The 17,472-nt window shown below is 60.1% G+C and carries 25 protein-coding genes; 10 read left to right on the top strand and 15 right to left on the bottom strand.

Translation table 11 applies throughout. From position 1 onward, the window contains the following. The first annotated feature begins 39 nt into the window (after positions 1 to 39). From M2331_RS04115 to M2331_RS04105, 3 genes are all read left to right on the top strand, one after another. Positions 40 to 513, top strand: coding sequence for a copper chaperone PCu(A)C (locus tag M2331_RS04115; protein WP_181559099.1), 474 nt, complete (start codon positions 40 to 42; stop codon positions 511 to 513). A 213-nt stretch (positions 514 to 726) separates the two neighbouring features. Further along, positions 727 to 2,040 carry a glycosyltransferase gene (locus M2331_RS04110; RefSeq protein ID WP_181559098.1) on the top strand — a complete coding sequence of 438 codons (1,314 nt, stop codon included), beginning with the start codon at positions 727 to 729 and terminating at the stop codon, positions 2,038 to 2,040. Positions 2,041 to 2,115: 75 nt separating this feature from the next. Beyond that, positions 2,116 to 2,352, top strand: coding sequence for a hypothetical protein (locus tag M2331_RS04105; protein ID WP_184117299.1), 237 nt, complete (start codon positions 2,116 to 2,118; stop codon positions 2,350 to 2,352). Positions 2,353 to 2,416: 64 nt separating this feature from the next. On the opposite strand, the gene M2331_RS04100 is transcribed toward M2331_RS04105, so the two are convergent. From M2331_RS04100 to M2331_RS04070, 7 genes are all read right to left on the bottom strand, one after another. Then, positions 2,417 to 3,547, bottom strand: a complete 1,131-nt coding sequence (locus tag M2331_RS04100; RefSeq protein ID WP_181559096.1) for a tyrosine-type recombinase/integrase — start codon at positions 3,545 to 3,547, stop codon at positions 2,417 to 2,419. Positions 3,548 to 3,740: 193 nt separating this feature from the next. Further along, positions 3,741 to 4,010 (bottom strand): DUF2312 domain-containing protein, encoded by a 270-nt coding sequence (locus M2331_RS04095; protein WP_181559095.1) that lies wholly within the window; start codon positions 4,008 to 4,010, stop codon positions 3,741 to 3,743. Between the two features lie 27 nt (positions 4,011 to 4,037). After that, positions 4,038 to 4,484, bottom strand: a complete 447-nt coding sequence (locus M2331_RS04090) for a hypothetical protein (RefSeq protein WP_181559094.1) — start codon at positions 4,482 to 4,484, stop codon at positions 4,038 to 4,040. Positions 4,485 to 4,594: 110 nt separating this feature from the next. Further along, positions 4,595 to 4,969 carry an ogr/Delta-like zinc finger family protein gene (locus M2331_RS04085; RefSeq protein ID WP_181559093.1) on the bottom strand — a complete coding sequence of 125 codons (375 nt, stop codon included), beginning with the start codon at positions 4,967 to 4,969 and terminating at the stop codon, positions 4,595 to 4,597. Further along, on the bottom strand, positions 4,947 to 5,432 hold the full coding sequence (locus M2331_RS04080) for a hypothetical protein (protein WP_181559092.1): 486 nt from the start codon (positions 5,430 to 5,432) through the stop codon (positions 4,947 to 4,949). The genes M2331_RS04085 and M2331_RS04080 overlap by 23 nt, the downstream gene beginning before the upstream one ends. Continuing rightward, on the bottom strand, positions 5,429 to 5,731 hold the full coding sequence (locus tag M2331_RS04075; protein WP_181559091.1) for a hypothetical protein: 303 nt from the start codon (positions 5,729 to 5,731) through the stop codon (positions 5,429 to 5,431). The genes M2331_RS04080 and M2331_RS04075 overlap by 4 nt, the downstream gene beginning before the upstream one ends. Beyond that, positions 5,728 to 6,066, bottom strand: a complete 339-nt coding sequence (locus M2331_RS04070; protein ID WP_181559090.1) for a transcriptional regulator — start codon at positions 6,064 to 6,066, stop codon at positions 5,728 to 5,730. Before M2331_RS04070 ends, M2331_RS04075 begins: the two co-directional genes overlap by 4 nt. Before the next feature lie 85 nt (positions 6,067 to 6,151). Here M2331_RS04070 and M2331_RS04065 point away from each other — a divergent pair, with 85 nt between their 5' ends. Together M2331_RS04065 and M2331_RS04060 are read left to right on the top strand one after the other, a co-directional pair. Continuing rightward, complete coding sequence (locus tag M2331_RS04065) at positions 6,152 to 6,481, top strand: helix-turn-helix domain-containing protein (protein WP_181559089.1); 330 nt, start codon at positions 6,152 to 6,154, stop codon at positions 6,479 to 6,481. 71 nt (positions 6,482 to 6,552) lie between these two features. Then, the gene (locus M2331_RS04060) at positions 6,553 to 7,224 is read left to right on the top strand and encodes a hypothetical protein (protein ID WP_181559088.1); all 672 of its coding nucleotides are present in this window, start codon (positions 6,553 to 6,555) and stop codon (positions 7,222 to 7,224) included. Between the two features lie 113 nt (positions 7,225 to 7,337). Here the strand turns inward: M2331_RS04060 and M2331_RS04055 are convergent, their stop codons facing one another. Beyond that, entirely contained in the window at positions 7,338 to 7,871 is a 534-nt protein-coding gene (locus M2331_RS04055; RefSeq protein WP_181559087.1) for a hypothetical protein, read from the bottom strand. A gap of 575 nt (positions 7,872 to 8,446) precedes the next feature. Here M2331_RS04055 and M2331_RS04050 point away from each other — a divergent pair. The 4 genes from M2331_RS04050 to M2331_RS04035 all read left to right on the top strand — a co-directional run bounded on the left by M2331_RS04050 (position 8,447) and on the right by M2331_RS04035 (position 10,531). After that, positions 8,447 to 8,614, top strand: coding sequence for a hypothetical protein (locus tag M2331_RS04050; protein ID WP_181559086.1), 168 nt, complete (start codon positions 8,447 to 8,449; stop codon positions 8,612 to 8,614). Positions 8,615 to 9,111: 497 nt separating this feature from the next. Continuing rightward, complete coding sequence (locus M2331_RS04045; RefSeq protein WP_264592287.1) at positions 9,112 to 9,345, top strand: hypothetical protein; 234 nt, start codon at positions 9,112 to 9,114, stop codon at positions 9,343 to 9,345. 3 nt (positions 9,346 to 9,348) lie between these two features. Further along, positions 9,349 to 9,654 (top strand): hypothetical protein, encoded by a 306-nt coding sequence (locus tag M2331_RS04040; RefSeq protein WP_264592286.1) that lies wholly within the window; start codon positions 9,349 to 9,351, stop codon positions 9,652 to 9,654. A 541-nt stretch (positions 9,655 to 10,195) separates the two neighbouring features. Then, positions 10,196 to 10,531 carry a hypothetical protein gene (locus M2331_RS04035; RefSeq protein ID WP_220128510.1) on the top strand — a complete coding sequence of 112 codons (336 nt, stop codon included), beginning with the start codon at positions 10,196 to 10,198 and terminating at the stop codon, positions 10,529 to 10,531. Positions 10,532 to 11,236: 705 nt separating this feature from the next. Here the strand turns inward: M2331_RS04035 and M2331_RS04030 are convergent. After that, entirely contained in the window at positions 11,237 to 11,524 is a 288-nt protein-coding gene (locus tag M2331_RS04030; RefSeq protein ID WP_181559085.1) for a type II toxin-antitoxin system HicB family antitoxin, read from the bottom strand. Positions 11,525 to 11,766: 242 nt separating this feature from the next. On the opposite strand from M2331_RS04030, the gene M2331_RS04025 reads away from it, so the two are divergent. After that, positions 11,767 to 12,747, top strand: a complete 981-nt coding sequence (locus tag M2331_RS04025) for a transferrin-binding protein-like solute binding protein (protein WP_181559084.1) — start codon at positions 11,767 to 11,769, stop codon at positions 12,745 to 12,747. Positions 12,748 to 12,781: 34 nt separating this feature from the next. Here M2331_RS04025 and M2331_RS04020 read toward each other — a convergent pair whose 3' ends face one another. The 6 genes from M2331_RS04020 to M2331_RS03995 all read right to left on the bottom strand — a co-directional run bounded on the left by M2331_RS04020 (position 12,782) and on the right by M2331_RS03995 (position 17,462). Further along, positions 12,782 to 13,798 (bottom strand): contractile injection system protein, VgrG/Pvc8 family, encoded by a 1,017-nt coding sequence (locus M2331_RS04020; protein WP_181559083.1) that lies wholly within the window; start codon positions 13,796 to 13,798, stop codon positions 12,782 to 12,784. Continuing rightward, positions 13,795 to 14,169 carry a phage tail protein gene (locus M2331_RS04015; RefSeq protein ID WP_181559082.1) on the bottom strand — a complete coding sequence of 125 codons (375 nt, stop codon included), beginning with the start codon at positions 14,167 to 14,169 and terminating at the stop codon, positions 13,795 to 13,797. The genes M2331_RS04020 and M2331_RS04015 overlap by 4 nt, the downstream gene beginning before the upstream one ends. A 3-nt stretch (positions 14,170 to 14,172) precedes the next feature. Continuing rightward, positions 14,173 to 16,401 carry a phage tail tape measure protein gene (locus tag M2331_RS04010; protein WP_181559081.1) on the bottom strand — a complete coding sequence of 743 codons (2,229 nt, stop codon included), beginning with the start codon at positions 16,399 to 16,401 and terminating at the stop codon, positions 14,173 to 14,175. A 4-nt stretch (positions 16,402 to 16,405) separates the two neighbouring features. After that, complete coding sequence (locus M2331_RS04005) at positions 16,406 to 16,537, bottom strand: GpE family phage tail protein (RefSeq protein ID WP_181559080.1); 132 nt, start codon at positions 16,535 to 16,537, stop codon at positions 16,406 to 16,408. Further along, on the bottom strand, positions 16,537 to 16,872 hold the full coding sequence (locus tag M2331_RS04000) for a phage tail assembly protein (RefSeq protein WP_181559079.1): 336 nt from the start codon (positions 16,870 to 16,872) through the stop codon (positions 16,537 to 16,539). The genes M2331_RS04005 and M2331_RS04000 overlap by 1 nt, the downstream gene beginning before the upstream one ends. An 80-nt stretch (positions 16,873 to 16,952) precedes the next feature. Further along, on the bottom strand, positions 16,953 to 17,462 hold the full coding sequence (locus tag M2331_RS03995; RefSeq protein WP_181559078.1) for a phage major tail tube protein: 510 nt from the start codon (positions 17,460 to 17,462) through the stop codon (positions 16,953 to 16,955). Positions 17,463 to 17,472 lie beyond the last annotated feature (10 nt).

Genomic DNA, 17,472 nt, shown 5'->3' with positions numbered 1-17,472 from the left:
TAAAGCCCGGCGAGATAACAAACCTCCTGGAGACCGCACATGCACAAGCCCTCATCGCTCCTCGTCGCAGCCGCGATGCTGGCGACGCTCGGTGCGTGCAGCGACCCGCCGCCGCTGGATGTCGATGGCGGCTTTCTGCGCCTCAACCCCAATCCCAATGCCCCCTCGGCGGCCTATTTCACGATCCACGGCGGCGCCGATGATGTCGTGCTGCGCGACGTGCTGACCGACGAAGCCGTGCGTGTGGAAATTCACGAGAGCAGCACCAAGGACGGCGTCGCCTCCATGCGCCCAGTGAAGACCGTGGACGTGCCCGCCGGCGCGACAGTGAAGTTCGAACCGGGCGGCAAGCACCTCATGCTGTGGTCGATCAACCCGCAGGCGCTTGAGGACAAGAAGATGACGTTCACCTTCATCTTCTCCAATGGCCAGCGCATTCTCGCCGATGCCATCGTGCAACAGCCGGACGCGGAGGGCGCGATGGCCGGCATGGAAGACCATAGCGGCCACTGAGCTGGGCTCGGCCTGTCCAGGAATATGATGGGGAGATGGGCATGACGGCCCTGCGATAGTGGGCGCAAGCACGGACTGAACGTGCGCCCCCGTCTGATAGCGAAACGATCTCCGATATTAGAACGGATTTAATACTTGCCGAGCTAGAGACTTGCTGCCGCGCGCGCTCGCTTTATGGGGCGGCTGGGCGGAGAAATGTGGTGGGGTCGGTTGATGGAAGACGTGGCAAGCAAACCGTTGGGCGGCTTGCTCCTTATCCTGCCCCTTCTCGTTCATCAGTACGAAGGCGATGTCTTCATTGAGCAGCAGGCGGCGAATGGCCTGCACCAGTGGATTCGCCATTTCGGCCCGATGACATTGTGCGTGAAGGTCGTGAACGCTCCCCCTCCTGCGGACAGCGTCTCGATCGCAGGGCTTGGCTTGGGACCCAATCTTGCCGTTGAGCTGATGCCGCCAGGGTGGACGCCCCTTTCCTTTGCCAAGGCCTATCCAGAGATGCGTGCCAAATTGTCACGGCTGATCGACAGCCACGCGTTCCTCCATTGTGCCCTTGGCGGGGCATGGGGAGACTGGGCCGCCGTTGCGGCGCTGATGGCCGCTCGCCGAGGACGGAAGGTCGCCGTGTGGACGGACAGGGTCGAGTCGGAAGTCATGCGCATCGACGCCCTCAGAGCGTCGGGCATCCGGCGCTTTGTCAGGCTTATGAATGCGAGCCTCGCGCGACGCCTGGAGCGTCGCGCGATTGGTTCGGCAGCGCTTGGCCTGTTCCACGGCAATGATTGCTACCAGACTTATCGTGGGTTCAATGCCAATTCGTTTCTTGTGCACGACATCCATTTGAAGCCGCACGACAAAATCTCGGACGAGAGCCTGGTCCGCAAAATACGCGACGTCGAGCACGCCCCACTGCGTCTGATCTACATTGGGCGGTTTCACCCCGATAAAGGTGTCATGGACTGGATAGAAACGCTCCGTCTCGTCAAAGAGGCGGGGGTAGCGTTTCGTGCCCAGTGGTTTGGCGATGGCCCGCAGCGGGAGGAGGCGCGCGCAAAAGTGCTGGCGCAAGGGCTTGAGGAACAAATCGAATTCCCCGGCCTCCTTGTCGATCGATCGGAGTTGCTGGATAAGTTGCGCGCGGCGCATCTGATGCCGTTTTGTCACCTGACACCTGAATCTCCGCGAAACCTGATCGAGGCGCTGGCGTCTGGAACACCCATAGTCGGTTATGAGTCAGCATATCCTCAGGATTTGATTTCCGGCCACGGTGGCGGCGTCCTCACCCCCATGGATCCTCAGGCTTTAGCGCATGAATTGGTCCGGCTGGGGCGTGATCGGCCTGCCCTTGCGGCGTTGATCGGCCGGGCGGCTCAGGATGGTGCGCACATGAACGACGAAGCTGTGTTCGCTCATCGGGCATCGCTGATGAAGCTATACTGTCGAGCCGAACCTCGGGGCGTCGAAGCTCCTATCAGCGGGACGGGCCTTGAAGGCGCGCGTCGTGACAGCGATTTCAAACCCTGCGCTTAGTCTGGCCGGATAGAGGCGACGGCCTGCCCCCCGAGCATGTGACAAGTGCCATCGAAAATCACTCCCAAGCTATACTTGGCCAGGGGCAAGGTGCTGATCGTCGTCGATGTGGGAGCGAAGATCGGCGCCGCATGTATTTGGCTCAGAGCCAAATACCGGCGTGAAATGCTGTACGGGATTTGTACCGATCAGCCCACGGAAGAGACCTTTGTTTGGGTCTGCCCGGAAAAGCGGTTTTTTTCATTCGCTCGGAAATGTGCATTAAAAGCCCTTGAAATCAGGGCATTTAATGGTGGGCGCGGCAAGGATTGAACTTGCGACCCCACCCGTGTGAAGGTGACGAGGCTGTTTTTGTAAGTCTCTGCATTATTTGGCATTACTTTGCCCCCTTCTTCTTTTTTGTACGCGCTTTGTACGAAAAGTCCCTTTGGGCCAGGGACAGGCCGGTGGCGGCTTCGGCTTGCGCGAGGCCGCGATAGAAGGCGCCGTGGATCTTGCTCACGGTCTCTTCTGCGTGGGTGTAGGTGCGTTTCATCAACGCTGTGTCTGACCAGCCCCCGTAGGCGCCCGCTGCCTTCTCATCGATCTGCTGGCGGACGTTCATCTCCTGCCCGAAGCCGTGACGGCCCGCTGCGTGGAACGGAATGACGGGGATGCCGGCAGCTTCGCAGGCTTTCACCCAGCCCTTGCGCGGGCTGGATCGGTCTGCAAAACCGAAGAGCCGCAGGTTCTCTGGCTTGCGAGCGGCGCCACGGGGATAGCGGCGCGGCAACGAGGCCAATTCCGCCACCAGCTCGGCGGGCACTTCCAGCCAGCGATCATCATGGCCCTTGGCGCCGGGAATACAGATCTGGTTCTCATCGAAGCGGCAATGCTTGTCAGGATGCATGGCAATCGCCTGACTGATGCGCGCGCCGGTCACGAACATGGTGAGGGCCAACGCTGCATGACGCTCGCCGGCATACTCACGGAATTTGAGCAGCCATTCCCAGCTCCCCGGTTCCTTCTTGACGCGGCTGAGCTTGCCGCGCCTGCGGTCCTGCCGGATGCGGTCCTGCTTGCTGTAGCCCTTGACGTGAAACAGGTCGCCGCTGTCGGCATCCCGGAAATTGTTGATGACCGCGCGCACCGGCGTGATGACCTGCCGCGTCCAAGTGTCCGTCGAGGCATTGGGGTACAGTCTGGGCGCCAAATCTCGCACGTCTTTGGGCGAGATGTCGGATACAAGGCGTGCGCCCCATAGTTCCGTAATGGGGATGAGGTAGCGCGCCGTATTCGCATTGGCCGGATACATCATCACGGCTTCGGCAAAGGTCAGCAGCCGGCTCGCCCCGACGAGGTGTTCGGCTATCCGCCGCTCTTCTTCAGCCCGGCACCATGCCCACGCGCCCGCTTCTTCAGAAGCTCCAGTGCTGCATCGGTAATATTCGGTGATGGGCTTGCCGAGATATTCGACACGACCCTTGGCCCACCAGGTCGGGCCTCGGCGATACGGCTCGATCGGCAACGTGCTTCTCCGAGAATGAGATCAATATGTGCGGGGGTGATGAACACGGCGCGGCCGATGCGATGGCAGGCGCCAAGCCGGTTGGCCCGATCCCGCAAGGCGCGCTCCGATACCTCGAAGCCCCGCGCAGCCAGCTCCTCGATCCAAGCGGCAGGCGAGCGAGCGCGGTCCAGAATGACGGAACCCGTCTCCATCAGCGGCGGCCATCAAAGCCGGCGAACATGTCGTCCATGCCAAGCGCTGCCAGATAGGTGTGCAGGACCGCCTCCATCTCCTGCCGATCCTGCGCCGGCAGTTTCCGCAACCGGATGACCTGGCGCATGATCTTCACGTCGTAACCGGTGGCCTTGGCCTCGCCGAAGACGTCCCTGATATCGTCCGCGATGCCCTTCTTCTCTTCCTCGAGGCGCTCCACGCGCTCGATGAGCAGCCGCAATTGCTCGGCAGCGATGTTCTCAGCCATGTTGGAGGTCTCCATGTTCGGGGCAGCTCACGCCGCCATCCCCAGCGTGCCGGGCCGCTCTGCGAGCGCCGCGTAGACTTCCAGTTGGCGCGCGAGGCGCACGACGTCGGCCGGGGCGAAGGTGCCGCCGACCAGAACCGCGACATGATATGTGCCGTCCGCTTGGCGCTGCAGATGAATGTTCTGCTCGATCGCCAGCGCGGGCGGCGTGAAGTCACCGTTCAGGGCAGAAGCCATCTCCCGCGCCTCGATGGAGGGCGCCAGTAGATCGTCATCCTCACCGGCGGCGGGGATGATGGCGATGGTGCGCGGGGCGCAATCGGGGCAGAGGACGCCGCCGGCATCGCCGAAGGTCCACCCATCCGGCAGCACTTCATTGGGGCGGTTCTCCTGCCGGGCGCAGGCGAGGCAGAATGAGACGAAGGGGCCGCGCGTTTGCACGGCTGCTGGTTGGGGCGTCGTCTTGGCAGGCATCGGGGCATTCCTTTCAGACAAAGAGGACCGTCCTGAATTCGAGATTCAGTTTTAAGCACTTGATATTTTTGCGGATTTTCATGGCATCTCAGATGCCGATCCCGGTCGGCTTAGCCCGAGGGCCTCCTGCCGATGGGATCATTGGCCGGCCCGCTGCTCACGACATCAATGCCGTCGAACAGCGACGCCTGGCCGAAGGCGTGGCCCGGCGGCTTGACCTCGCGATAGTGCGGCGGCCGGAATTCCGGCGACACGCCCGAAGGCGAGATGATCTCTTCCACCTGCAGCGCGGCGCGCCAGCGCATTGAGCATTTGAAGTTCGAGCACAGATAATAGAGCTGGCGCAGCGTCGGCGTAATCTCCTCGGACGTGCGCACCATCGCCCGCTCGTTGCAGACGGGGCAGCGCACGATGGGGAGGCGCCGCTTCTCGCCCCGGCTGACCGCAGCCTGAGAGCCGGAATCAATTTGGATGGCCTGATTCACGCCCTGTCCCCCCATTGCCGGAGACGCGCAGCCGATTGGCTACGCCGGTGAGGGCTTCGATCCCCTCCTCAATCTCACGGAGTGCATTTTCGACGGATCCCGCATCCCGTCCCCTCTCGATGGCCGCCAGCGCGGCACCCACCGCCTCGCCCGTCTCCTTGGCGGCTTTGCCAGCCGCCGCGATCAGCTCGCCGGTGGACGAGCCGCCGGTTTCGTCGCCCATCTCGAGCTGCAGCTCATAGCATTCGAGAAAGGGCCGCCCGTAGCCACCCGCGCGCAGATAGGCGAGATCGAGGCGACGGGCCTTTTGCAGGCTGATCTCGCGCTCGGCATCCGGGTCAGACAGCTTGCGCACCCAATTCTCGGAGCAGCCGAGAAGCTGCGCGCAGCCATCATAGCCGATCAGCTCCGCGACCCGGCACAGCGCGCGCTCGAAGGTAAGCGGCCGGCGCTCCTTGGTCACTGGCCGTCCTCCGTCGAAAGGAGGATCGTGCCCGGCAGCGTGGGATGACCGCCGGGCACGGCTTGAGAGAACCCACAGACAGGACAGTTTGCCCCCCTGTCCCGCTGGCTTTCCTCAAGGTATCGTTCAAGATTTGCGATGCGAAGGTTTTTGGCGGCGATCGTGAGATCGCGATGAGAAAGATTGGCTCGCAGATCCGCAATCACATCTTTGACCGCTGGGATCAGGCTGTGCAGCCCCGCGACGATGCACAGGATGGTGAGGCCCAGGCTCAGGGCAATGATGGCGGTCACGCTCATGCCGCCTCCGGCCTGCGGTCAAAAGCCGGCATTCGATTGGACTGGCACGCGAGGTCGAGCCCGGTAAGAATCGGCTCGCAGTCGTCGGATGGCTCTGCATCCGTGGGGGACGCTGAATGATCGCGAGGGTAAATATCGGGGCGAAGATCGTGACGGGACACGCCGGTCGCCGCTTCGACACGGAGCACATATTCGGCGGGGATGCGCTTCGACGAGCGCGTCCACTTCCACACGCTCGGCTGTTTTAGTTCGCAAAGCCGAGCCATTGCGGACTGGCCGCCCAACATTTCGATCGCCTTCATCAGCGCTTCGAAGGGGGTTGTTATCGTGATCATTCCGCTGCGTATAGACCAATCTATAGAGCAGTCAATAGACAAATCTAACTGTGCGCTTATAGCCAGTTCTATATGGTGCCAGTCCATGGATCTAGGCCGGCGACTTAGCGATCGGATAAATGATGTCGGTCTATCTCAGGCCGAGTTAGCGCGGCGCATTGGCATCAAGCAACCCAGCATCAACTATCTGATTTCGCGTGGTCCGCAGGGCTCAAAGCATCTTCTCAAGATCGCTCGCGAGTTGCAGACCACGCCCGAATATTTGCTCGGCGAAACGGACGATCCGCAAGGAAGCGCCCCGGACAATGTGCTAGTTGATGCCGAGACTCGGGAGATGGCGGAGCGGTTTAAACGCCTCGGCGGGCGGGATCGGCGCGCACTGTTGCAGATCGCGCGCTCTCTTGACGGCAGTTAGTCGGTCACCGCAGCCATAGACCAACCGAGCCACAGCTGGTGGGCACCGGGAAAGCCTCGTAAAGAAGTACAATGCCGATCAATCTGCCCTGCCCTAAATGTAAGAAGAGCATTGCCTACAATGCAGAGGTGTGCCCCTATTGCCAAACGATCTTCACGCCGGACGACCTCAAGGGCCGCCGCAACTCGATCATGGGCTGCTGTGCGATTATGATCATTGTGGCGATTTTAATCGCCGTAACTGCCTCGTTAACAATCGGGGAGGCAGACAACGCAAGCAACGTCGCACTAGAAGGCAACTCGTCAATTTCGCTGGCGCACGACAAACCCGGTGCGCGCGCTCCAAAAGAGGCCGATCTTCCGCCGCGCACGCCACTGCCGGCGTTCGCCCCGCCCCCGCCAATAACGGGCGCCTGCCTGGTCGCCGACACGGCACTTTGCGAGACGAACCGCGCGATGTTTGATCGGACAGATTGGCCAAAGGCCTGGCGCGGAGACTATCAGGCCCAGCGCAACGTAGCCTTTTGTCTCTCGACGGGTTGCGATGGCGCGACCGAAGTCAACAAAATGGCCGCCTGCGCATGGCGAATGACCATTCTCGCATCAGCTCATAGCGAAGCGGGGGACACCGACAACGACAACCTCGTCAACGATTGCCGTGATCTATCGCCTGTCGCCCGCGCAGCTGCAGAAATCCGCGCTGACGAAATCATGAAGCGAATTTCGGCAGGCGATAGCGCGTAATAGTGCGGCTATTGTCAAAATCCTTGCGATAGGTCGTCATGCCGCGCGGCAGCGCCTAACTCAGGGGACAATATGACTGCGCCTTTGGAAAATAACCTTTCCCAGTTCGTCGATCACGCTTCGTCAAGCGTAGGCAGATAGCTCGCCCTCATTGCAGGGTTGGCCATCTTAGTCCATCGGTCCACATATCCTTCGGCTGACGGAACCCGCTCGACGTATCCAAGTTCTCGAAGATCATCGATAATCGCACTTGTGCGTTCGGACCACATCACGATCTGTGGGTTGAGATCTGCATTCAGTGGAAATAGTTCGCCAAATTGGTAAATTAGCTGCATGACGAGAAAGCTAACAACTTCGTCAACATCTACTCCCCTGCAGTAATCAGCGTCGGCAGCTTGGTCGATATCATCGAAATCGCACATAAGCTTGAAGGCTCGGATATGTCCGTCACCGAGCACCCCTCGTCCTTTGAGATACCGGAAAACTGCTTCCCGGTGGCTGCGATGGTCATAATAATTCAACGACCCGTCGTGCCAAAATACTGGACTATGGGTCGCCTTGTTCGGATCGACACCCCATTTTAAAGCAACATCGAAGAGTGCCCGATTAATGCGTTGAACGGCATCGTCACGGTCTGTGCGAGTCATTTTTCCACCGGAAACCAAATATCTTAGTTGATCTCATGATAGGGGATATCGTGCGCGATGCCAGCCTTGACTGTTCGCGTGTCCTCGAGAGCGTTAGGGCAATGATTCGGCCATCAGATAAAAGCTGACTGTCCGGACACGACAACATTGCGGACGTTCAATTAATTGGCCAGAATGGCGATGTGAAACCGATCCCACCAACGCAAGCACAACTGAGAGTGGAGTACGCGCCCATTCGAACTTGGATCGCCCTTTCTGCTCTTGGCCTGTTTCTCACGCTAGTACGTAACTGGCTGTATAATATACCTTTCGTTCCGGTCCGTGTCGGGCTGTCACCCTTTTTCGTTTTGACAGCTCTAGGTGCATTATATGCGGGAAGCATTTTGGCATGGCTCGCTTGTCGTAAATACTACGTCCGTTAGCCACGCCGAACTCGCCTTTCGCGGACGTTTCGTTCGCGCTCAAAAGGGGTTTTAGCGGAGCGAGAATGCCAGCTCTCGGTGCGACGATCCGCATCGAATCCCATTGACCGAATCGCGCATTGTTCTTCATATGTTCTCAATCAGGAGACACGTATGGAACGCATTGACGACATTCGCGACGCGGTCGCGAAGGCGCTGGAAGATCGTGGCCACGGCAACCGCCAATTTCTGGAGGAAATCCGTGCGGGCGCGCGGGACGATGGTCCATTCATGACCGGGGCGCTGGCCTGCGCAGAGCTGCTGCTGGCGCCGGCCGAGTGATGTGGCGCGCTACGTTGGCGACCTCAAGGTCGCGACGTGCATCTTCGAGGCTGCTGCCTGGCACCTTACCGTGAAAGTGATCTGCCCGTGCGGACGGACAGGTTCGTTCGCTCCGCATGGGCTGTGGTGGATCTTCGAGCGGAAGGGTTGGTCGGACGATTTCCGGGATGCGCGCATTCGCTTCTATTGCGCGTCCTGCGCACGACGGGGCCGCGCATCGGCGCGTCCGATCAGGATCGAGACGTCGCAGGAAAAGCCGGGCGTGCTTTTGCCTTTTCCAGATGAACGCGCATGGCGACGGGCGGTCGATAGGTTCAGGGGCTGAACCCAGCCTTTGCCGTCGGCATCAACGCTGGATGTCGGTTGTGAAACTTCCCGGGTCGACGACATCCGTGAGACCCAACAGGAAGATCCGGCCGCCTACCCCCGACATGTCGCCCCCAAGCGGCGATCTGGCTCCCGATTGCAGTCATTTATCGCCTGTGCAAAATAGCATAATGGATTGGTTGACCGACAGCGATGAGCCTCAGACGCCTCAAGCCGGTCATTGGTCTGTCCAGCCAATGTGGGCAAAGCTGTATACTGTCTGCGTAGGGTTTCCTGCGTGGGCATTTTTGATGTTCGGTGATTTTGGCGGTCTTGCCAGCTATGTCGCCATGGGGGTTTTTACCGCGGCAGTGTTGATACAAATGGCTTACGTACTTCGACGCTATTGGCGAATGGACATCTAAGTCATGAGGAAGTTAGCGAGCCGCTGGTCGCGTCAGCAAGAGAGCGCTCTGTTGCAGATGACGAGACGGAAGAGAGTGCGCCAGCGGATCGCCGGCTTTGCGAAATCCGAACGCGTAGATGCCAAATTCTTCCTTGTGGCGCTTGCCCCATTTGTTCCGATCATGATCTCGGACGAACTCGGCTGGTCTCGCGGGATCATTTGGTATGCGTGGTTCGGCCTCAGTGTTGCTTGGGCGCTTGTCGTCGTGGGGATTAACGTCACCTCTTATTTGCGGGCGCTTCGACGATCTCTGCATAGAAATCTGTAGCGCCCCCACACCACAGCAAATTTGCCGCTCGTCGTTCCCATCTCAGCACTCCAAAGCCGTCATAGCTGACATCCGACCTGCGGCGATTGAAGCGGACTCACCGGACACGGCGCCATTGCGGACATTGGCGATAAGCCGCGATTCCCCTAAGATGGTCGAATGAAGCTGAGCCTCGCACCAATTATTCTCGCCTACCTTTCCGGATGCTCATCACCTGAGCCGTTGATCGACCCAGCACAGCTAGCCGGCCGATACGTTCACCCTTCTTGCCCTCCTATCATCATAGGAAGGAATGAGCTTTCTTACGCTGGAGCGAAGTCATCTTACGAACTGATCCGCATCAAAGGGCACGACATTCTTGCAACGTCGACTACCCCACAATTTTCTTGGGGGCGATCATGTACGTTGAGAAGAGTCAACAGGCCTAGTTATATCCAGATCGATAGTGTGGATAGAAAGCCCACCTTTAAATTTTTGTCGGTCGAACGCGACGAAGCAGTTCGCTACGTTCGAGTGGAGAATGTCCGCTAGCACCCCAAACTTGCTGTTCGCCGATCTTCATCAGCGCGTCAAAGCGGTTATGGCTGTCATTCGGACATTTGCTACGAAAGCCGCCAGTCCGGACACGACGACATTGCTGACATTATTGGCCTGGGGCATGATGGCGAGCATGGGGCGACCGAAACCTAGACTCTCCGATTATGGTGTTCACATCTTTGGAGCGCTTTTCACATCCGCATTTCTGGCTTTTGCGAGAGAACGCGGCTGGTCATGGCCACTGTCGATCATATTGCTGATCGCCGTATCAGTCCCCATAGGCTTGGCGCTCGCATGGGTCAGGCAGCGATTGAAATCCTGGCGGAGAAAGGTCCGCTAACCACGCCATCCTTGCCGTTCATCAGCGCTTCAAAGCGGTCATGGCTGTTATCCGCCCATTTGCTACGAAAGCTGCCAGTCCGGACACGACAACATTCCGGACATAACCCCATTGAAGGGCGTTATTGTGCTGGCTCGGGCCATCGCCTCCAATTTGATCCTTCGCTGCAAAGCGAATGAGGCCCTTTACAAAGCGAAGTCGCATCCATGATCGCTCGGACGGCATCAACTCGAGCGCACGGTGCCTCTGGCGAAACTTCGAGGATAACTTGCGGCTCGGGATTGAAGTTAGTCGATAACGCCATGTAGCGCCGCAACTTCTCGTCGGAAATTGCCACGTTGTTCCAAAGCGTTGAACCGTCTTGCCTGATGTGGACGAACTGAATGGATCTCAGATGAGCGATGCCTTCCCGTTCGCCGCCCCAATCCGCGGGAGGCGTCGAGCAGCTGGACGCATATGTCTCAGCGGCACGATCGCAGCTCATGACCATCGAGGCGGCAAGAACGACAAACGAGAGAGCAAACAATTTTCTCACTGGTGTGTCTTGCAGCCTCACGCGCCGCGCAGCAATCGCTACCTTTCGCTTCAATATTTTCGCGTCTCGATCTTCCGCTTTCCACGTCAAACTTGCCGTTCCCCAATCCTTTGTCGACGCTCGAAAGCAGCCAGCCATTTATAACAGGCAGTGCTTTCCCCTTGGCTTGATCAGACCTTTGCTCGATCACCAATCGCGCAGCCCGCGCTGCGAATGTGCGGCACCGAGACGAGATAGGCACCTTCGGCCAGTTCGTCAGCATAACGGGCACGGATATCATCCACAGCACTGGGTTCGATGAGGTCTCGATCTTCAAACCAAAGCGCGAGGGCGTCGATGGCCTGGGGCACGACGTTGTCAGCATCATCAGCGGCAGAAAAGCAGCCCGGAAGATCCGGAAAGGTGACGCCAAAGGCGCTATCGGCGTCCTTATGCACGAGGGCAAAATAGTGGTTCATATCAAGACTTCCTTTGGCGGTTTCAAATCCAGCCTGCCGCCTGCAGCGAGTTCGCGGCAAAGGGCGTGTTCGACCGCTCGCCATTTCGAGAGCCTCAAGCGCCTCTTAATCTCGGCTAGAAAAAGGCTAGTTGGTGCTGACGATTTTATCCCCTGCTAAGTGGTTGATGGAGTTGTTAGAACTCAGTCCTAATGTTAACGCGCCGTCGCACAGAAAACGGCCCGACGAGGTAACCTTCCCCAATGCGTCATCACATTTCGTTATCGGCGGCGGCCTGCATTCTCCTGTCGGCTTGCGGTGGTGAAGGTGGTCAACAGCAGACACCGCCAGTCACCGTCCCTCCCGCAGCACCCACCCCTTCGCCGACGCCATCTCCAACGCCGTCGCCAACGCCTTCAGTCTCCTATCCAACATTCACCGATCTGAGTCAGAACTGGGAAATGACCACTCCGTTTGTCGAGGTTCTTACCTATATTGACACCTCTACAGGTAAATTTATCTACACGGAGGCGCGTACTAATTTAAACAACCGGTCAAACGCTATTAGCGTAGCATATACAGGCACCCCAACACATTCTGCCCACGTTATGGATTCATTTAACTCAAATTTTCCTGATTTCAATTCTGAAGATGTCACTTATAATCAATACGGAACAATATTTTTTAACAATCGCGACTCTAACTACATTGGCCATCAGTTAATAATTGGAACTCGCAGAGATCTTTTAACTAAATATACTTGGATAACGAGTTATTCAACTTATTATTACGACCGAGGCGGCTATTCTGGTGGCCAAAGGCGCGTCGATAACGACAAGTTTCTTTTGACTGGTTATAATACATCGTCTGGAGACGTTCCAAATTCTGGAAAAAAGACTTACGATTGCCGGTTGGACACTACAACGGTCACCTATGATGGCTCTGGCGGAATTGCCGGCGAGGGCTATTTAACGCTCGATTTTGGTCAAAGAACGATCACCGGCAGCATTTACGCTCAACAGATGGCGTGGCTGGCGGGAACGTCTCCCGTGTCTACCACTATAAAGCTATCGGGAACATTCCATCCATCAAACAACAGCTTATCCGGCGGAGTCACGTCTTCTGATAGCTTCAGCGGTGAATTTCACGGCAGTCTTTTCGGGCCGCAGGGCGTTGAGATGCAGATTATCTTCACCATCTCACGCACAGATAAGGGCGCTGCGGGCCGAATTATTTGTAAATGAAGGCACAATGATCTGCGCACGCAGGCACCACGCATTACCGCTGCGCCTCCAACTCTAGATCAGTGGTCAATCCGCCAGAACCATCCATTGTGTGCTTGGCGCCCTCGACTAGCCATTTCCGCCCGTCGATCTCGGCCTTGAAACCGTCCAGTGTCGCCGGGATCTCGGGGAACAGATCGGGCCGACCATAAGCGAGCTTCAGCCGAGCGGTGGCGACGCGACGGGCGAGACGCGCACTTTCAGCCTCTGCGGCCTGCTTGGCGTCCGCCTCGCTCGCGTAGAGCTTGCGCAGGCGCTTGGCCTTGCCCTTCCCGCTGTGGCCGTGCTGCACCTTGTGGCGCGCGGCGCCGGCCTTGTCGTGCCAGTTCGCCTCGACGCCGTCATACTGGCCGCGCGTGACGCGCTGATAATCGATGCTCACCGTCTCATTGCGCGCAATCTCCACGGTCGGGAGCGCCTTGCCGCTCGATGTCTTGCCGCTCCCGATCGGGGCGAAGATCAAGGCGCCTGCCTTGACCGTCGCCACGGCGTCGAACCGTTTGCCCAACGCCTGCAGGAGCGCCGCGTCGCTCTTGGCGCCATGGCCGAGCGCGGGAATTGACTTTCCGCCCAGCGCGCCATCCACCTTCGCGGTCAGGCCGTTGGCGGCTGCGATGGCGCCGACCACCTCGCTCACTGTCTTGCCCACGAAGCTGCGTTCGCGGCGGACGCGAAAGGCATCGGTGAAGTCGGCCGAGCGGGCACGGATGGTGATAATGTCCGGCGGCCCGGAAAAGGTTGCCTCATCGACCTTGAACTCGCCCTTGTCGATGAGGCCCTGCGGCAGACCGCTCCCGCGCTCCCACCCCAGGCTCACGCGCAGCTTCGCGCCGTCCTTGGGGATTTCCAGCTTCCCGCCGGCGTCGCTCATGACGATATCGAGCTGATCGGCCGCATCGCCCCGTTTCTCGGCGATGGTAAGTGAGATCAGCAGCGGATCAATGGTGCTGGTGAGGTCTTTGCCGTCCAGCGTCACCTTCCAGCCCGCCTTGGGATGAACATAACCGCTCAATCGACCCGCTCCAGCTCAAGCGTGAAATTTGCCCGACGAGGGAAGCCATCCACGAGGAAGGTGTCCGACGACTGTTCGAGGCTGCGAATCGTAAACTGCCCAAGCACCTCCTGTCGGCCGCTGAGCAGCGTGTAGCTCTCGCCGGTATCGGCCATCTCCCGGATGCGTTCGAGGCTGGAATAATCGCCCGCCACGCCGGGAAAGAGGCGCCCGGTCAGGCGCATGGTTTCATCGCCCGGCCCGAGGAACTGAGAAGCCGCCCGGGCGCCAAAGCGCTCGGACTTGGCGTGCCGCCAATTCCATGTCTGGGCGAGCTGTTCGTATGGCAGCGTCCCGATCTCGAAAAGAAAGGTGTCGAGCGACATCATCATGGCTCAGTCCTCGTCCTGAAAAGCGCTGCGCCGGGCGGCGTCGCGCTCGCTCTGGATCTGCGCAAGGATCCTGCGCACCTCCTGCGCGATGTCCTGTACGGATTGGCCGGGGGCCGCCTGGATGGTGATATGCACGTCCCCAAAGCCGCCGGCTGCTTGAGCGGCGCCGCCCGCCCCCGCCCCGCCGCGCCGGGGCGCAAACGGCTCAAGCGCCGGCAGCGCGACGCGGTGCGTCATCTCCTGCGCTGCCATGGCGGCTGCACCCTGCCCTTGCGAAATGCCGAGGGCGAGGCCGGCGGCGATGTTCGAGCCAAGGCCCATGAACACGCGGCTCGGGCTGTGGATCCCCAGCAACTTCTTGGCGCCCGTCACCAGGCTGCCGAGGAACCCGGTCACCTCCGCATAAGCGCGCGGGAACATGGCCTTGAACCCGGCGATGAGGCCGGCGACGATCATACCGCCAATCGGATTGAAGATCCCGAGCAGCATGGCCGGCGAGAAATTGGCCTTGATCCATGTCCACCCGGCAGAGAGGGCGCCCTTGACCGCCGCGACCCCGGCCCAGAAGGCCGCCTTGATCTGATCCCAATAGCGATAGATGAGATAGGCCGCGCCGCCGACTGCCGCGACGATTCCCACGATGATGAGCACGACCGGATTGGCCAGCATCATGGCGCCGGCCGAAACGATGCCGCGTCCGAGCAGCAGGAAGCCCGTGCGCAGCAGGCCCAACATGGTGACGATCGCCTGGCCGTTGCGGGCAAAGAACCCGTACACGCCGGCTGCTGGGCCGAGGAACGCACCGAACAACCACATGAGCGCGCCGACGCCGATGCGCAGGGCGCCAATGCCCACGACGATGCCCACAAGCGAGGCGGCCATGCCGGGATTGGCCTCTGCCCAGGCGGCGATCCGGTCGGTCAGCCGGGCCGCCGCTTCGGTGATGCGCACGATCGACGGCAACAGCACCGGGCCGAGGGTGAGCGCCATGGTCTGCAGATTGCCGATGATCGCGGGGATCTGTGCATTCATGTCCCCCATACGGCGGTTGAAGCTCGCATCGATCGCGCCCGAGCTGGCCATCGCCTCAGCGCGGATACGGCGATATTCCTCCATGTTCTGGATGAGCGGCCGCAGGGCCTGCTGCGCTTGCATGTCGCCGAAGAGGAAGCTGATCCGGTCGAGCTTGCCGCCAAGCGTCGTGTTCGTGATTTCCGCAATGGCTTCGAGCGGCGTCTTGCCGTCCGCATAGGCCTTTTTCAGCGCGGCCGGCAGATCAACGCCCATCTTCTGGAACTTGTCGATGGTCTCCTTGGTGTTGATCTTGGCCATCAGGTTCTGGAGATTGGTCGCGGCCGACGCGGCGTCGCCGGTGCCCTTGCGGGCGATCTGCGCGGCTGCTGCCAGATCCGCCACGGCCCCAACGCCCTGCTGCCCAAAAGCCTGCGCCTGCGCGGTTAGCATCGGGAAATACTGCGCCATGTCCTTGATCTCGAAAGCGCCGGCATTGCCTGCAGCCGTCATCGCTTCGAGCGCCTTGGCATTCTCGTTGATCGGAACCTTGAGGTTCGAGAAATTGGCGAACGATGCCGCCGCCAGGTCATCGACCGACGCCTTGTAGGCCGTCGCGACCCGACCGATCGGGCCGATCATCTGCACCGCCTGCTGCGGTGTCATGCCGAAGCCCGCGAGCGTGTCGACGCCGGCGCGCATATTCTCCGGCAACTGCCGCGCCGCGCGCGCTGCAGCCAGGATGTTCCGCTGAAGCTCCGCCGTCTCATTCTGCGAAAGCTCTGCCTTGAGAGCGATATCGGTCATGCCGGACTGGAAATCGCCGATCCCTTTGACCGCGAGAATGGCCGGGGCAAGCATCATGGCGCCGCCAATCATTTGCTGCTGTCCGGAGGATCGCAGGGCGGCGCCGCGCGCCTGCATGCGCTCGACCTGATTGCTGATGCGCAGGAGGCGCACCTGCTCCTGCATCTCGCGGTTTGTCCGCGCGATCTGGGCTTGCAGATCGGCCTCCTGCGCGAACAGACCGGTCACATTGCCGCTCGTGCCCGCGATCTGGGCGCGAACACCGGTCAGCTCGCGCTCAAGATCGCGGGCATGGCGTTTCATGCCAGCCAGCTTCTCGCCGCCGGTCTGCGCCAGGCCGACGATGCCTTTGAGCGAACCGGAGAGGCGGTCCACCGTGGCGAAGCTGACGACCAGGCGCAGAAGGTTGCTCATGGGATTACCCCTTTCCCGGCGCGTTCATCTGGTTCCACGTCCGCACGGCGGCGTTGCGCCAATAGACCAGCTCTTCGAGGCTGAGCGGGTCCATCTGCTCGGGCGTCCAATGGAAGATGGCGGCAATGTCGGCCATCAGATCCCCAACGATTCCTCGATCCGCTGGCGCTGCGCCGGTGTCAGAAAAAAACCGAAGATGACATTCCCGAATGCGGCCAGATCCTCGACCTCAAGATTGGCCACTTCCGGCTCGGTGAGCGGCGGCATCGTGATCCGCGGAATGACAGTGATGAGGGACTGCACGTCGCTCTGGCCGAGGGCCTGCAGCGAGATTCCGCGCAGCTCGCCCGCCTTGGGCTTGCGCAGATCCACGCGCCGGATCTCCGTATCGCCGCGCTTGATGGGATTTTCGAGAATGACGTGCGGCACGGCGGGCGTAGCGCCGTCGCCGGCAGTGGCTTGATCGGACATTGCGGATGCTCCTGAATGCGGATGGTCAGTGTCTTCGCCCCGCCGTGCCATCCGCATTACTCACGGCGGGGCGAAGCTGGTCAGATGCCGAGGATGGCGCGCAGCTCGGCGTGGCGGTCGATGCCGCCGACGCGGCAGATCAGGTTCGGAATGTCGATCTCGACTAGCACGGTGCCATCGACGGTCAGCTTGTAATAGCTGGCCGCCGTCTTCACCGTCTCTTCGGTCTGGGTGCCGGGCTTGGCGTTCCCCGGCTCGATCGACTGATGCCGGCCGCGCACGACGATCTCGACGGCCTTCATCTGGGCCGTGCCATCGTCCTGATAGGCGCCGACCCAGCGGATCAGCTCGGCATCGTGCGTGGCGGCGGCAAAGCCCGTGTAGATCGAGGAGATATGGCCGCCGGCCTTCCACTCAAACTCGATAGGCTCCTGCCCCAGGTCGATCTGGATTTCGCCATCCATGCCCCCGCCCCGATAGCCCTCGAACTTGCGGGCAAGGCTGGGCAAGGTGACTTCGGAGATCTGCCCCACATAGCTGGTGCCGTTGTGGAACTGGTTCATGTTCTTGAGGGTGGCGGGAAGGCCCATGGCTCAGTCC

This window comes from Sphingobium sp. B10D7B (assembly GCF_025961955.1).
Taxonomy (GTDB): Bacteria; Pseudomonadota; Alphaproteobacteria; order Sphingomonadales; family Sphingomonadaceae; genus Sphingobium.
This window is presented reverse-complemented; position numbering and strand designations above follow the sequence as displayed.

Excerpts from the sequence above, each read along its gene's own strand:
- M2331_RS04010 (WP_181559081.1), bottom strand. The coding sequence starts at position 16,401 with ATGAGCAACCTTCTGCGCCTGGTCGTCAGCTTCGCCACGGTGGACCGC.
- M2331_RS04095 (WP_181559095.1), bottom strand. The coding sequence starts at position 4,010 with ATGGCTGAGAACATCGCTGCCGAGCAATTGCGGCTGCTCATCGAGCGC.
- M2331_RS04015 (WP_181559082.1), bottom strand. The coding sequence starts at position 14,169 with ATGATGATGTCGCTCGACACCTTTCTTTTCGAGATCGGGACGCTGCCA.
- M2331_RS04040 (WP_264592286.1), top strand. The coding sequence starts at position 9,349 with ATGAGGAAGTTAGCGAGCCGCTGGTCGCGTCAGCAAGAGAGCGCTCTG.
- M2331_RS04075 (WP_181559091.1), bottom strand. The coding sequence starts at position 5,731 with ATGAGCGTGACCGCCATCATTGCCCTGAGCCTGGGCCTCACCATCCTG.
- M2331_RS04050 (WP_181559086.1), top strand. The coding sequence starts at position 8,447 with ATGGAACGCATTGACGACATTCGCGACGCGGTCGCGAAGGCGCTGGAA.
- M2331_RS04070 (WP_181559090.1), bottom strand. The coding sequence starts at position 6,066 with ATGATCACGATAACAACCCCCTTCGAAGCGCTGATGAAGGCGATCGAA.
- M2331_RS04000 (WP_181559079.1), bottom strand. The coding sequence starts at position 16,872 with ATGTCCGATCAAGCCACTGCCGGCGACGGCGCTACGCCCGCCGTGCCG.
- M2331_RS04110 (WP_181559098.1), top strand. The coding sequence starts at position 727 with ATGGAAGACGTGGCAAGCAAACCGTTGGGCGGCTTGCTCCTTATCCTG.
- M2331_RS04090 (WP_181559094.1), bottom strand. The coding sequence starts at position 4,484 with ATGCCTGCCAAGACGACGCCCCAACCAGCAGCCGTGCAAACGCGCGGC.
- M2331_RS04030 (WP_181559085.1), bottom strand. The coding sequence starts at position 11,524 with ATGAACCACTATTTTGCCCTCGTGCATAAGGACGCCGATAGCGCCTTT.
- M2331_RS04060 (WP_181559088.1), top strand. The coding sequence starts at position 6,553 with ATGCCGATCAATCTGCCCTGCCCTAAATGTAAGAAGAGCATTGCCTAC.
- M2331_RS04005 (WP_181559080.1), bottom strand. The coding sequence starts at position 16,537 with ATGGCCGACATTGCCGCCATCTTCCATTGGACGCCCGAGCAGATGGAC.
- M2331_RS04055 (WP_181559087.1), bottom strand. The coding sequence starts at position 7,871 with ATGACTCGCACAGACCGTGACGATGCCGTTCAACGCATTAATCGGGCA.
- M2331_RS04115 (WP_181559099.1), top strand. The coding sequence starts at position 40 with ATGCACAAGCCCTCATCGCTCCTCGTCGCAGCCGCGATGCTGGCGACG.
- M2331_RS03995 (WP_181559078.1), bottom strand. The coding sequence starts at position 17,462 with ATGGGCCTTCCCGCCACCCTCAAGAACATGAACCAGTTCCACAACGGC.
- M2331_RS04045 (WP_264592287.1), top strand. The coding sequence starts at position 9,112 with ATGGATTGGTTGACCGACAGCGATGAGCCTCAGACGCCTCAAGCCGGT.
- M2331_RS04025 (WP_181559084.1), top strand. The coding sequence starts at position 11,767 with ATGCGTCATCACATTTCGTTATCGGCGGCGGCCTGCATTCTCCTGTCG.
- M2331_RS04065 (WP_181559089.1), top strand. The coding sequence starts at position 6,152 with ATGGATCTAGGCCGGCGACTTAGCGATCGGATAAATGATGTCGGTCTA.